General features: G+C 62.7%; 12 protein-coding genes. 7 read left to right on the top strand and 5 right to left on the bottom strand.

Annotation, left to right across the window (positions count from 1 at the left end):
* Positions 1–40: 40 nt before the first annotated feature.
* From ACIOTL_RS04425 to ACIOTL_RS04400, 6 genes are all read left to right on the top strand, one after another.
* Entirely contained in the window at positions 41–1,543 is a 1,503-nt protein-coding gene (locus tag ACIOTL_RS04425) for a CoA-acylating methylmalonate-semialdehyde dehydrogenase (protein ID WP_332485879.1), read from the top strand.
* Between the two features lie 5 nt (positions 1,544–1,548).
* Positions 1,549–2,928: an aspartate aminotransferase family protein gene (locus tag ACIOTL_RS04420; protein ID WP_400341939.1), complete on the top strand. Its 1,380-nt coding sequence runs from the start codon at positions 1,549–1,551 to the stop codon at positions 2,926–2,928.
* 59 nt (positions 2,929–2,987) lie between these two features.
* Positions 2,988–4,346, top strand: coding sequence for an FAD-binding oxidoreductase (locus ACIOTL_RS04415; protein ID WP_400341937.1), 1,359 nt, complete (start codon positions 2,988–2,990; stop codon positions 4,344–4,346).
* A 38-nt stretch (positions 4,347–4,384) separates the two neighbouring features.
* A complete protein-coding gene (locus ACIOTL_RS04410; protein ID WP_133833529.1) occupies positions 4,385–4,822 on the top strand; it encodes a hypothetical protein in 438 nt (145 codons plus the stop codon).
* 19 nt (positions 4,823–4,841) lie between these two features.
* On the top strand, positions 4,842–5,390 hold the full coding sequence (locus ACIOTL_RS04405; RefSeq protein ID WP_400341935.1) for an HtaA domain-containing protein: 549 nt from the start codon (positions 4,842–4,844) through the stop codon (positions 5,388–5,390).
* A gap of 112 nt (positions 5,391–5,502) precedes the next feature.
* Positions 5,503–5,958 (top strand): hypothetical protein, encoded by a 456-nt coding sequence (locus ACIOTL_RS04400; RefSeq protein WP_105657054.1) that lies wholly within the window; start codon positions 5,503–5,505, stop codon positions 5,956–5,958.
* Positions 5,959–5,981: 23 nt separating this feature from the next.
* Here ACIOTL_RS04400 and ACIOTL_RS04395 read toward each other — a convergent pair whose 3' ends face one another.
* On the bottom strand, positions 5,982–6,797 hold the full coding sequence (locus ACIOTL_RS04395; RefSeq protein ID WP_332485875.1) for a shikimate 5-dehydrogenase: 816 nt from the start codon (positions 6,795–6,797) through the stop codon (positions 5,982–5,984).
* A 102-nt stretch (positions 6,798–6,899) separates the two neighbouring features.
* Here ACIOTL_RS04395 and arr point away from each other — a divergent pair, with 102 nt between their 5' ends.
* Complete coding sequence (gene arr / locus ACIOTL_RS04390) at positions 6,900–7,310, top strand: NAD(+)--rifampin ADP-ribosyltransferase (protein WP_133833527.1); 411 nt, start codon at positions 6,900–6,902, stop codon at positions 7,308–7,310.
* Between the two features lie 81 nt (positions 7,311–7,391).
* On the opposite strand, the gene ACIOTL_RS04385 is transcribed toward arr, so the two are convergent.
* The 4 genes from ACIOTL_RS04385 to ACIOTL_RS04370 all read right to left on the bottom strand — a co-directional run bounded on the left by ACIOTL_RS04385 (position 7,392) and on the right by ACIOTL_RS04370 (position 11,995).
* Entirely contained in the window at positions 7,392–8,804 is a 1,413-nt protein-coding gene (locus ACIOTL_RS04385; RefSeq protein ID WP_332498503.1) for an aldehyde dehydrogenase family protein, read from the bottom strand.
* Between the two features lie 25 nt (positions 8,805–8,829).
* Complete coding sequence (locus ACIOTL_RS04380; protein WP_133833525.1) at positions 8,830–10,260, bottom strand: APC family permease; 1,431 nt, start codon at positions 10,258–10,260, stop codon at positions 8,830–8,832.
* Positions 10,261–10,373: 113 nt separating this feature from the next.
* Complete coding sequence (locus tag ACIOTL_RS04375) at positions 10,374–11,297, bottom strand: helix-turn-helix domain-containing protein (protein ID WP_332503671.1); 924 nt, start codon at positions 11,295–11,297, stop codon at positions 10,374–10,376.
* A 104-nt stretch (positions 11,298–11,401) separates the two neighbouring features.
* Positions 11,402–11,995, bottom strand: a complete 594-nt coding sequence (locus ACIOTL_RS04370) for a TetR/AcrR family transcriptional regulator (RefSeq protein WP_400341932.1) — start codon at positions 11,993–11,995, stop codon at positions 11,402–11,404.
* Positions 11,996–11,998 lie beyond the last annotated feature (3 nt).

Below are 11,998 nucleotides of genomic sequence, written 5' to 3'. Positions count from 1 at the left end.
CATGATGAAGGCAGGCACCCAACTTCGAAAGGCCGATACGATGACCGCAACGCTGACCGGCACACTGCAGCACTGGATCAACAACGCCAATTACTCCGCCGATGACCGCACCGGCAAGATCTACAACCCCGCCACCGGCGAGGTCACCCGCCAGGTTGCGCTGGCCTCCAAGGCCACCACCGAGCATGCGATCGCCGCAGCCGCCGAGGCCTTCCCGAAGTGGCGCGACACCTCGCTGGCCCGCCGCACCGCGATCATGTTCAACTTCCGCCAGCTGCTGGCCGAGCGCAAGGGCGAGCTGGCCGCGATCATCACCGCCGAGCATGGCAAGGTGCTGGACGACGCGCTGGGCGAAGTGGCCCGCGGCCTGGAAGTCGTCGAGCTGTGCTGCAACGCGCCCTACCTGCTCAAGGGCGAGTTCTCGCAGAACGCCTCCACCGGCATCGACGTGCAGTCCATGCGCCAGCCGGTCGGCATCTCGGCCATCATCTCCCCCTTCAACTTCCCGGCCATGGTGCCGCTGTGGTTCTTCCCGGTAGCGATCGCCGCCGGCAACGCGGTGGTGCTCAAGCCATCGGAGAAGGACCCGTCGGCCGCCAACTGGCTGGCCGAGCTGTTCACCGAGGCCGGCCTGCCCGAGGGCGTGCTGAACGTGGTGCACGGCGACAAGGAGGCGGTGGACACCCTGCTGACCGATCCGCGCGTGAACTCCGTGTCCTTCGTGGGTTCCACCCCGATCGCGCAGTACGTCTACTCCACCGGCACCGCGCACAACAAGCGGGTGCAGGCCTTTGGCGGCGCGAAGAACCACATGCTGGTGCTTCCGGATGCCGACCTGGACCTGGCCGCCGACATGGCGGTCAACGCAGGCTTCGGCGCGGCCGGCGAGCGCTGCATGGCGATCTCCGTAGTCGTCGCGATCGACACCATCGCCGATGAGCTGGTGGCCAAGATCGCCGAACGCGCCAAGACGCTGCGCGTGGGCGATGGCACCCGCGGCTGCGACATGGGTCCGCTGATCACCGGCGAGCACAAGGCGAAGGTGGCCGGGTACATCGAGGCCGGCATCTCCGCCGGCGCGGACCTGGTGCTCGATGGCCGCACCGGCACCGTGGATGCTGATGGCGAGGGCTTCTTCCTGCATCCGACGATGTTCGACCATGTCGGCACGGACATGTCCATCTACACCGAGGAAATCTTCGGTCCGGTGCTCTCGGTGGTGCGCGTGGAGAGCTTCAACGAGGGCATCGAGCTGATCAACTCTTCGCCGTACGGCAATGGCACCGCGATCTTCACCAACGACGGCGGCGCGGCCCGCCGCTTCGAGGACGAGATCCAGGTGGGCATGGTCGGGGTCAACGTGCCGATCCCGGTACCGGTGGGCTACCACTCCTTCGGCGGCTGGAAGGCCTCGCTGTTCGGCGACCAGCACGCCTACGGCCCGGAGGGCTTCAAGTTCTTCACCCGCAACAAGGTGATCACCAAGCGCTGGCTGGATCCCAGCCACGGCGGCATCAACCTCGGCTTCCCGCAGAATGACTGATACCCATGACTGAACCACTGGCACAGCCACTGACGCAGGGCGTTTCCGCAGCGGATATCGCCGCTGGCCAGCACGCCTACGAGCTGGACCGCAAGCACGTCTTCCACTCCTGGCAGGCCCAGGGGCCGTTCGCCCCGATGGCCATCCTGAAGGCCGAAGGCTCCTGGGTATGGGACGGCGAGGGCAACGCGCTGATCGACCTCTCCAGCCAGCTGGTGAACACGAACATCGGGCACCAGCACCCGAAGGTGATCGCCGCGATCCAGGAGCAGGCCGGCAAGCTGGCCACCATCGCCCCGCAGCATGTGAATGACGCGCGCTCTGAGGCGGCCCGGCTGATCGCCAAGCACACCCCCGGGCAGCTGGACAAGATCTTCTTCACCAATGGCGGTGCCGATGCGGTGGAGCATGCGGTGCGCATGGCGCGGCTGCATACCGGCAAGCACAAGGTGCTCTCCGCGTACCGCTCCTACCACGGCGGCACCCACCTGGCGGTGAACCTCACCGGGGATCCGCGGCGCTTCGCCTCGGATCACGGAACCGATGGGGTGGTGCGCTTCTTCCCGGCCTACCCGTACCGCTCCTACTTCAATTCGAGCACCCCCGAAGAGGAAACGCAGCGGGCGCTCAAGCACCTGGAAGACACGATCCTGCTCGAAGGCCCCGGCACCATTGCCGCGATCATCCTGGAGAGCATTCCGGGTACCGCCGGCATCTACCTGCCGCCCCCGGGGTATCTGCAGGGCGTGCGCGAACTGACTAAGAAGCACGGCATCGTGTACATCGCCGATGAGGTGATGGCCGGCTTCGGGCGCAGCGGGAAGTGGTTCGCGGTGGACCATGCCGGCGTGGTGCCGGACCTGCTGACCTTTGCCAAGGGCGTGAACTCCGGCTATGTGCCGCTGGGCGGGGTGGCGATCAGCCCGGAAATCTTCGAGACCTTCCGCGAGCGGGTCTACCCGGGCGGGTTGACCTATTCGGGCCACCCGCTGGCCTGCGCGGCGGCGGTAGCCACCATCACCGCGATGGAGGACGAGGCCATGGTGGAGAACGCCCAGCGCTTGGGCGAGGAAATCATCGGGCCGCGCCTGGCGCAGTTCGCCGCCGAGCACCCGAGCGTGGGCGAGGTGCGCGGAACCGGCGTGTTCTGGGCGATCGAGCTGGTGAAGAACCGGGAAACCCGCGAGCCGCTGGCCGCCTATGGAGGCAGCAGCCCGGAGATGAACCAGGTGGTTGCCGCCGCGAAGGCCGCAGGGCTGCTGCCCTTCGCGAACTTCAACCGGCTGCATGTGGTGCCGGCGATGAATATCGAGGACGACGTGCTGATCGAAGCACTGGATCGCGTCGAGCAGGCCTTGGCCGTCGCCGACACGTTCGTTCAATAGCACCGATCTGGCAGGACAGCTCAGCTGTCCTGCCAGTTCTGCATTCAAAGGAGATCGAGATGACTACCGTGGCGACCAGTCCAGTGCTATGCGCCCATCCCCGGGCCTCGCTCGATGAGCAGGACCGCAAGCAGGCCAGCGTGGACCGCTCCGGCTATGTGCCCCCGACCTTTGCCGACGGGGTGATCTTCGCGCAGGACATCGATGATGTGGTGCTGGCGATGCAGTTGGCCCACAAGCATGGCGCCACGATCGTCCCGCGCGGGGCCGGCACCGGGCTGGCGGCAGGGGCCAGCGCCGAGGCCGGGCAGATCGTGCTCGACTTGTCCCGGATGGACAAGATCCTGGAAATCGATCCGGTGGAAGCCACCGCGGTGGTGCAGCCCGGCGTGCTCAATGCGGCGGTGAACCAGGCCGCCGGCGAGCACGGGTTGTTCTACGCCCCGGATCCTGCCAGTACCGCGATCTGCTCGATCGGCGGCAATATTGCGACGAATGCCGGCGGCATGTGGTGCGCCAAGTACGGGGTGACCCGCGAGTCGGTGCTCAGCTTGCTGGTGGTGCTGCCCGACGGGCAGCTGCTGCGTACCGGGCGGCGGACCATCAAGGGCGTGGCCGGCTATGACATGAATGCGCTGATGATCGGTTCGGAAGGCACCTTGGGCATTGTGGTTGAAGCACTGCTGCGCCTGCGCCCGAAGCCCAAGCACACCTCCACCTTGGTCGCCTACTTCCCCGATGAGGATACCGCGGCAAAGGCCGCCTCGGCGGTGATCGCCGAACGGCTGGCCCCCTCGGTGCTGGAGCTGATGTGCGGCAAGACCCTGAAGGCAGTGGATGCGGCGCTCGGAACGGATCACGAAGCGCGCGGCGGCGCGTTGCTGCTCGCGCAGACCGACGGCTACGGCGCGCAGCTGGAAATGCAGGCCCTGCAGGATGCGATCGCCCCGCTGGCCGCGCACATCGAGATCGCCACGGACCAGGAGCAAGCACAGGCGCTGATCGAAGCCCGGCGCCAGGCGATCCCGAGCATGGAGCTGCTGGGCACGGCCTCGATCTGCGATATCGGCGTGCCGCGCAATCGCTTGGCCGAAGCCTTCGCCGGCCTGCAGCGCATCGAGGATGAACGCGGAGTATCGATCTTCACTATCGCCCATGCCGCCGATGGCAACCTGCATCCGATCATCGTGGTGCCTGAAGGCCAATCCATCACCAGCGGCGCACCGAAGGCCGCGCTGGGAGACATGTTCCACCGCGCCAAGTCCCTGGGCGGCACGCTCACCGGCGAGCACGGCATCGGTTTGCTCAAGCAGGATTGGCTGGCCCAAGAGCTGGGCGAAACCTCGCTTGCGCTGCAGCGACGGGTGCGCGCGGTGTTCGATCCACAGGGCATCTTGAACCCGGGCAAGGCGATTTAACCCTAGAAGTCATCCGCTGACATGGGTAGGGTAAATACATGGATGAGTATCTACCGGTGGAATTCAGTCTTCCTCTCGTGTCGCTGGCGGCTTCTGTGATCTTCTTGTTGATCGGGTTGCCCTTGATCATCCACGCCCTGATCCGACGCAAGGGCTTCACGCGCCTGCGTGACGGGGAGCAGACTTATGCGCGACGCGCATCCATCCGCACCGAGTTCATTTCTGCCGGAATTGCTGTGGTGGCAACGGCCATCTGCCTGGTCATGGGCATCACCGGCTACAACACCGCGATGAGCAACCTCGTGGCGAACGTCCAGAAGGAATATTCGCCGACCGAGTTGGAGATCAAGTACTGGAACGGGTCGTGGGCAACAGCAGATATCGCCTTTGCCGATGGCACCAGCTACGTGGATGCCCAGATCTCAATGCAGTCTGCCTACCGTCCACTAGTTGAACCGAAGATGACGCAGGATTAGCTGGCAGAGAACTGTCGCCATGATCCAACTCCAGTATGAAATACTGGCCACAGCATATTTTCACGCCGATATCCTGTGGAGGGAAAAGACAATGACCGGAAGTGGTGCGCCAGCAGGCGATCCGTTCCAGCCGCATCTTGAATGGGGTCTGAAAACCTCGTTCGTGAGCTATATTTCTTCCCTCGCCGACGGACGCATTGAAGCTGCCAACGGGGTATGGCAGGCAGGCAACGCGTTGGCGTTCCCCGTCTCCCCCGCTGCAGAGGTACCGGAAAACGAAATCTGGTTCAACGGGCGTGTGTCCTTCTCCGGGCACGGCGGCATGATGAAGCTGGATCTCTTTGAACCGCGCATCGTGAACCATGACGAGAACATCAGCCTCACGATCGACGAAGCCGGCGAACGCGTTGCCATTGCTGAGCTCACCGAAACCAGCGTTTCGAACGCTTTCGGCCTGGTCAAGACCCGCTTCTCGGCGGTGCTCACCGAGACAGGTTCGAAGCTGTTCAACGGCCAGTACCCTGCCGGCCAGCAGATGGAAGAAGTCGAGGTCGTGCTGCGCGGTTAGCAGCTCACCAGCAACAGGGCCCGGCACGAAAGTGCCGGGCCATTGGCATATCTATCACCCGTGTTCAGTTGCCGGGGCTGATTTTCTCCCTTTAGCAAGGTAGGTTCGGTTCATGTCTAGAACTTTCCTGTCGAAGATCAGAATCCTGACTGCGCTGAGTATTGCGATGATGGCTTTGTCTTTCGTCATGGCTCATTCGTGGTTATTGCAGATCCTCACGCTGGGTCTAGGCGCTTCGGCACTAATATCGGTCTTCGCCCGTATATGCCAAATAAGGCGCACAAGTGCCGACAACCAGTCACTTCTGCTTCCCTCGCTCGCCATCACCGCGGCAGGTGCATTCATCTTCCGGTTCTTCATCTTGTGGGCGACATCCAGGCCTGCAAGGTACGCCGACTACATGCCCGAGAACGGTGTACCGATCACGAATGGAATTGCATTGAACACGCAATTCTTCCAGTTGCTATCCATGGGATTGATCGTGCTCTTACCGATCTCGTTCTTCGTCCTGCTGATGGTATTTTTTCGTGGAAAGAACATCATAAGCCAAGTGAGTACCGCCAACTAGGGCGCGTACTGATATTCGGGGCTTCAGGATTCCCGGGAGAATTCTGAGGCACGCAATACCTGCTCTTCACTTAGTGCCTGGCCGGTGTACTTCTGAAACTGCGCCGCGGCTTGCAGGGCGATGACTTCTGCCCCGGTAATCACCTGCTTGCCAGCAGTTCGTGTTGCGCGGATCAATGGTGTTTCACTTGGGAAAGCCACCACGTCGAAGACGGTTCGTGCGGCTTCAATCTGCTGAGTGCTAAATGCGTGCTCCTCAGACTGGGCTCCGTCCATGCCCAGCGGCGTTACGTTCACAAGAATCTCGTGTCCTGGAGCCGGGTCAGCACTGGTAAATCGGTAACCGTATTTGTCAGCTAAGGCTTGGCCGGAAACTTCGTTACGTGCCAGCACCGTCAGGTCGTTGAATCCGGCTTCGCGGAAGGCGGCCACGACGGCCTTGGCCATTCCTCCGGAGCCTCGGACAAGCACGGAACTTTCAGGATCCAGCTGATGGCGTTTGATGAGCGTCGCGATCGCCTCGAAGTCGGTATTTGAAGCAACCAGTCGCCCGTTGGTATTCACGATGGTGTTCACCGAGTCGATTGCCTTGGCCGAAGGCTCAATCTCATCGACCATGTTCATCACGTCTTCCTTGAACGGCATGGATACCGAACAGCCACGAATGCCCAAGGCCCGGACACCAGCGATGGCACCAGCGAGGTCTTCGGTCGAGAAGGCCTTGTAGATGAAGTTCAGCCCGAGTTCTTCATACAGGTAATTATGGAACCGGGTGCCGATATTAGATGGTCGACCAGATAACGAAATGCATAGGGTCATGTCCTTGTTCAAAATAGGCACGCGTTACTCTCCAAATACTGTCGTCGGTTCACTTCCCAATATACGTGGCGATACCCGGCCGATCCTTTCATGAACCGGCAATGGCGACTATCGTCTTGGCCTATGAGCAACGAACTTGATGACGGCCCGTTCTTCCACGGCACCAAAGCCGCGCTGCACCCCGGGGATCTGCTGTCCCCCGGTTTTCCCTCGAACTATCGTCCCGAAATCATCATGAACCACATCTACTTCACCGCACTTGCCGATGGCGCGGGGTTGGCCGCCGAAATTGCGGCCCTGGAGGGGACCGCCCATGTCTATGAAGTGGAACCGACCGGGGCGTATGAAGATGACCCGAATGTCACCGACAAGAAATTCCCGGGCAATCCCACGCGTTCCTACCGCAGTGCGCATCCTGTACGGGTGATCCGTGAAGTCCACGATTGGACCCGGCTGTCGCCCGAAGCCTTGCAAAGCTGGCGTGAACGCATCGCAAGGATCACCGATGACCCCACTGCCGAGATCATCAACTAGCCTTCGCACGCAAATGGGCGGTGCCCGATGCCTGGATAGGCACCGGGCACCGCCGGGGAATGCTGGCGAACGCAGTCTCCGTCAGCCCTTGATGATCTGCGGCTGAGCCAGGGACTTCAAGCCGTCAATACCGAATTCCAGGCCGTAGCCGGACTGCTTGGCGCCGCCAAATGGAATGCGCGGGTCGATGGTGCCGTGCGAGTTGATCCACACGGTGCCTGCTTGGATCTGCGCCGCGACTTCTAGTGCCTTCTCGCGGTTGCTGCTCCATACCGAGGCTCCGAGCCCGACTTCCAGGGCATTGGCGTGCTTGATCGCTTCGGCCGTGTCCTTGACCTTGATGATCGGCAGGGCCGGGCCGAACTGCTCCTCGACCACCAGCGGGTTGCCCGGGTCGATGTCGGCAATGAGCGTGGTCGGGTAGAAGTAGCCGGCCGCGTTTTCATCGGGGTTGGCACCGAGCAGCACCTTGGCGCCGGAATCCACGGCATCCTTGACCAGGGAAGCGACGATGTCGTACTGGGCCTTGTTCTGCAGCGGGCCCAGCACGTTGTTCTCGTCGAGGCCGACACCCATGGGCATCTGCGCGGCGACGCCGGCCAGTGCATCGCACACCGCGTCGTAGATCGATTCGGGCACGTACAGGCGCTTGAGCGCGGCACAGGTCTGGCCGGTGTTGATGAAGGCACCCCAGAACAGGTCTTCGGCGATGGCCTGCGGATCGGCGTCTTCGAGCACGATGCCGGCGTCGTTGCCGCCCAATTCCATGGTCAGGCGCTTCACGGTATCGGCCGAGGAGCGGATGATGGCCTTGCCGGTGCGGGTGGAGCCGGTGAACATGATCTTGGCGATATCCGGATGGCCCGAGAGCCTCTCGCCGACCTCGCGTCCGCCAGCCACGATCTTCAGCACGTCTGCTGGCAGCACTTCGTTGAGCACGTGGACCAGGGCCAGGACCGAGAGCGGGGTGTATTCGCTGGGCTTCATCACCACGGTGTTGCCCATGCGCAAGCTCGGGGCCAGCTGCCAGATGGAGATCATCATGGGCCAGTTCCACGGGCCGATGGCGCCCACTACGCCCAGTGCGCGGAAGTGCTTGGCTGCATAGGTTTCGCCGTCATCCACGACCACTTCCGGCTCGATTTCATAAGCGGTGGCGGCGCGCAGCCAGGCGGCTGCTCCCCCGACCTCGAAGCGCGCATTCGGCCCGTTCAGCGGCTTGCCCTGCTCACGGGAGAGCAGCTCGGCGAGCGCTTCCGCGTTGGCTTCGATATTGTCCGCGGCCGCATTGAGCACGCGGTTGCGCTCTTCGTGGCCCAAGGCATCCCAGGCCGGCTGGGCGGACTTTGCGGCGGCAACGGCCGCGTCGAGATCGGCGGCAGTCTGCTCGGCAACACAGCCAACCAGTTCACCGGTTGCCGGGTCCAGGATTTCGGTGCCACCGGTTGCGGGCTGGATCGCATCCAGCAGTTCTTGGGCGTTTGCGTAAGCCATCTTTGAGCTCCTTGGTACTGAGTTGTTAGGTGACGGGAAGTTTTTCGGCCATCGGTGCACGCCGTTTGGACGAGCGGATGACCAGTGCCAGCACCCATGCGATGAGGCCAGGCAGGATCACGATGCCTTGCAGCACATAACCGAGCATTCCCGGTTCTGCCATGCCAAGCAAGATTTCGAAGTTGATGACGATTTGGGCGAAGACATAGACCAGGGCGATGCCCGAGACCAGCGGAGCGATCACCCGGGTTATCAGGGATTCTCCGCTGCGGTTCGCCTTGAAGTATCCGATGACGGCAAAAGAGGTCAGTGCCATGAGCAGCACCAGCCCGTAGGCCGCCGAGTTGGTCATCCAGGTGAACATCGTGAACACGACATACATCGGATCCTTGCCATGCGAGATCACCGCGAAGACGGCGATAACCGCCAGTCCGAGGGTGGACTGCGCCAGCGAGCCTGCAACGGGGGCGTGGGTGGTGCGCGAAGTTGCGGCAAGGAACTTCGGCAGCGCCCCGCCGCGGCCCATGGAGTAGAAGTAGCGGGCAATGACGTTGTGGAAGGCCAGCAGCGCGGCGAACAGGCTGGTGATGAACAGGATGTTGGCCAGATCGACGAACCAGGCTGGCGCGTTGGCGCCGAAGAACGCGAAAATCAGGTCGGGGCCGAATTGTGCCGAAGCGCCGATGACGTTCGAGGCGCCTTCGCCGACAGCTACGGCGAAGGCCGAAAACGCGTAGAAGCAGGCGATGATCACGACCGCGATCATCGTGGCACGCCGGGCGGTGCGTGCTGGATCCTTGACCTCTTCGTTGTAGATGGTTCCGGATTCGAAGCCCATGAAAGCGGCGATGGTGAAGGCCATGACGGCGCCCATGCCCGGTGCGATGGCGTCAGCCATGTTGAAGGATGCGGCCGGCTGCGGCGCTTCGGGAGCCAGCACGAAGGCCATGATGTTGTAGATGATGACCACGAGGAATTCTGCGGCCACGACGATGCCCAGGATCTTGACGGAGAAGTCGACCCGGTTCATGCCCAGGAAGCCGACAACTGCCCACGCGGCCAGGGCCATGGCCCACCATGGGATGGCGGTGCCGAAGGAGGCATTGGCAAAGGATGCCGCGGCGAATCCGAACATGCCGTAGATGCCGATCTGCATGAGGTTGTAGCTGACCAGGGCGACCATTGCCGCTCCCACGCCCAATGCCCGTCCCAGCCCCTGGGCAATGTAGGCGTAGAAGGCGCCGGCGTTCGGGATGTAGCGGCTCATCGCGGTGTAGCCGATGCTGAAAACCAGCAGGATGGCACCGACCATGAGGAAGGACAACGGCACGGATTCCATGCCGGTCACCGCGTAGTTGGTAGTCACGCCGCCAGCCACGGCGGTTAGCGGTGCGCTGGCGGCAATGATCATCACGACCAGAGCCGGCACCGTCAGTGTGCGTTGTTCGAGTCCCATTCGATCCCCCATTTGCCGAGTGCTTGGATATCAGCATCGCCCAAGTGCTCGGGCTTGTCCTTGGCATTGAGTGCAGGACCATTGGCTCCGCGTGCACAAGAGTGTCCTGCGCCTCAGCCGGCGCAGCGGTATTTGCCCGGGGTGGAACCGAATTCCTTGGAGAACATGCGGCTGAATCCGGCCGCATCGGCAATCCCGACCCGGGACCCGATGGCTTGGACGGGCAGTTCGGCCAGCAGCGGGTCGCGCAGCAGGCGCGCGGCCTCGCGCATCCGCAGATGGCGGATCAATGCGGCAACACTGAGCGGCTGGTTCTCGAAAAGCGCGTGCAGGCTGCGCACGGACATGAAGTGGGCGGCAGCGATGCGTGCAGGTCCCAGGTCGGGATCATCCAGGTGTGCGCCGATGTAGCTGGTGGCCAATTCGCGCTGCCGCTCCTTGGCATCGCCATGGCACTCGGCGCCAAGCGCCCCGCCCAGGGCAGTTGCCAGCAGGTCCACGGTATTGCGCGCCAGCTGGTAGCCGCCGAATTCATCCCATTGGGACAGATTGGCGCCAAGATGGCGCAGCAGCGGGGCGACGGTTCCCGATAGCGGGTGGGTTTGCCTCAGGGCGACGGCGGTGAGCTGGCCGACCTGTTGCTGGGACAGGCGGAACAGACCATGGGGAACCAATGCGACGAGCACCGACGCCGGCTTTTCAAAGGCCAGGGTGTAGGGGCGCTGCGTGTCATAGATCGCCAGGTCCCCTGGGGCCAGCAGGGTCTCGCGACCGTCTTGGATCAGCAGCCCGTAGCCATCGAGCTGGTAGGAAACCTTGTAGAAATCCCCGTCGCCACTGGAGGTGAGGTTCTCGGTTCGTTGCACTGCGTGGGGTTTGGCATGTATGCGCATCAAACCGATATCGCCGAGCATATTGGCACCCAGTGTGGCGGTGAAATGGCCGCTGGAAATCTGCTCGCTTTGCAGCCTGACGAAGGCGTCGGAAATGAGCCGCGACCACGCGGTGAACGAATCGACGTGCTGAAGTTGGTACATGCTTGCCTCCCCATTGAAGCCCATCAACTGTGTCGGGCATCACGAATGAGAGTACGCCGAGCGAGGCGAAAAGTCACTATTTTCTTCGCGCGGAGAATATCCGCTTAGGCCTGGGGGTGGAGGCGACGCAAGGCATCCAGACGGTATTGCAGCTGCGCTTCGAGCGACTCGGCGGTGTTGACAGCTTCATCGAGCACGCTGCTGGCCTGAGCGCCCATCAGGAAATTGATCATCGAGTCGCGGGCAACACGCGCCGCGGGATGCTCCGGACCCAGCAGCTGTCCAAGCCATTGGTCGATGAGCTCGCGCCACCGGTCCATAGTTTGCGCATTGACCGCAGCCAGCGCACGGTCCCCGAGGGCCAGATGCCAGAAGTGCACAGCAATGCGGGCTTCATTGCGCCGCAGCTCATCAAGCGGGAGCACTTCGCGCGAGAATGCCTCCAGCGCGCCCAGCCCGGCTTGCCCCTGGCACATGCGGGCGATGCGCCGGTCGGTAGCCTCGGCCACGTAGCGGAACGTGGCAACCAGCAGCGAATCGCGCGTCGGGAAGTAGGGCTTGAAGGCGCCATTTGAATAGCCGGCCGCGGCCGCCAAGTCACGCAGATTCAGCTTCTCGATGCCTTCGCGGGCAATGAATCGCCAAGTGACTTCGACAATCTCCCGGCGACGCTGATCATGGTCCACGATTTTCGGCATGGT

This window comes from Glutamicibacter sp. NPDC087673, from assembly GCF_044743255.1.
In the GTDB taxonomy this organism is placed as follows: Bacteria; Actinomycetota; Actinomycetes; order Actinomycetales; family Micrococcaceae; genus Glutamicibacter.
This window is presented reverse-complemented; position numbering and strand designations above follow the sequence as displayed.

What these genes read in the sequence shown, in the direction of transcription:
- ACIOTL_RS04425 (WP_332485879.1), top strand. Translation starts at nt 41, where the DNA reads ATGACCGCAACGCTGACCGGCACACTGCAGCACTGGATCAACAACGCC.
- ACIOTL_RS04420 (WP_400341939.1), top strand. Translation starts at nt 1,549, where the DNA reads ATGACTGAACCACTGGCACAGCCACTGACGCAGGGCGTTTCCGCAGCG.
- ACIOTL_RS04415 (WP_400341937.1), top strand. Translation starts at nt 2,988, where the DNA reads ATGACTACCGTGGCGACCAGTCCAGTGCTATGCGCCCATCCCCGGGCC.
- ACIOTL_RS04410 (WP_133833529.1), top strand. Translation starts at nt 4,385, where the DNA reads ATGGATGAGTATCTACCGGTGGAATTCAGTCTTCCTCTCGTGTCGCTG.
- ACIOTL_RS04405 (WP_400341935.1), top strand. Translation starts at nt 4,842, where the DNA reads ATGATCCAACTCCAGTATGAAATACTGGCCACAGCATATTTTCACGCC.
- ACIOTL_RS04400 (WP_105657054.1), top strand. Translation starts at nt 5,503, where the DNA reads ATGTCTAGAACTTTCCTGTCGAAGATCAGAATCCTGACTGCGCTGAGT.
- arr (WP_133833527.1), top strand. Translation starts at nt 6,900, where the DNA reads ATGAGCAACGAACTTGATGACGGCCCGTTCTTCCACGGCACCAAAGCC.
- ACIOTL_RS04385 (WP_332498503.1), bottom strand. Translation starts at nt 8,804, where the DNA reads ATGGCTTACGCAAACGCCCAAGAACTGCTGGATGCGATCCAGCCCGCA.
- ACIOTL_RS04380 (WP_133833525.1), bottom strand. Translation starts at nt 10,260, where the DNA reads ATGGGACTCGAACAACGCACACTGACGGTGCCGGCTCTGGTCGTGATG.
- ACIOTL_RS04375 (WP_332503671.1), bottom strand. Translation starts at nt 11,297, where the DNA reads ATGTACCAACTTCAGCACGTCGATTCGTTCACCGCGTGGTCGCGGCTC.
- ACIOTL_RS04370 (WP_400341932.1), bottom strand. Translation starts at nt 11,995, where the DNA reads ATGCCGAAAATCGTGGACCATGATCAGCGTCGCCGGGAGATTGTCGAA.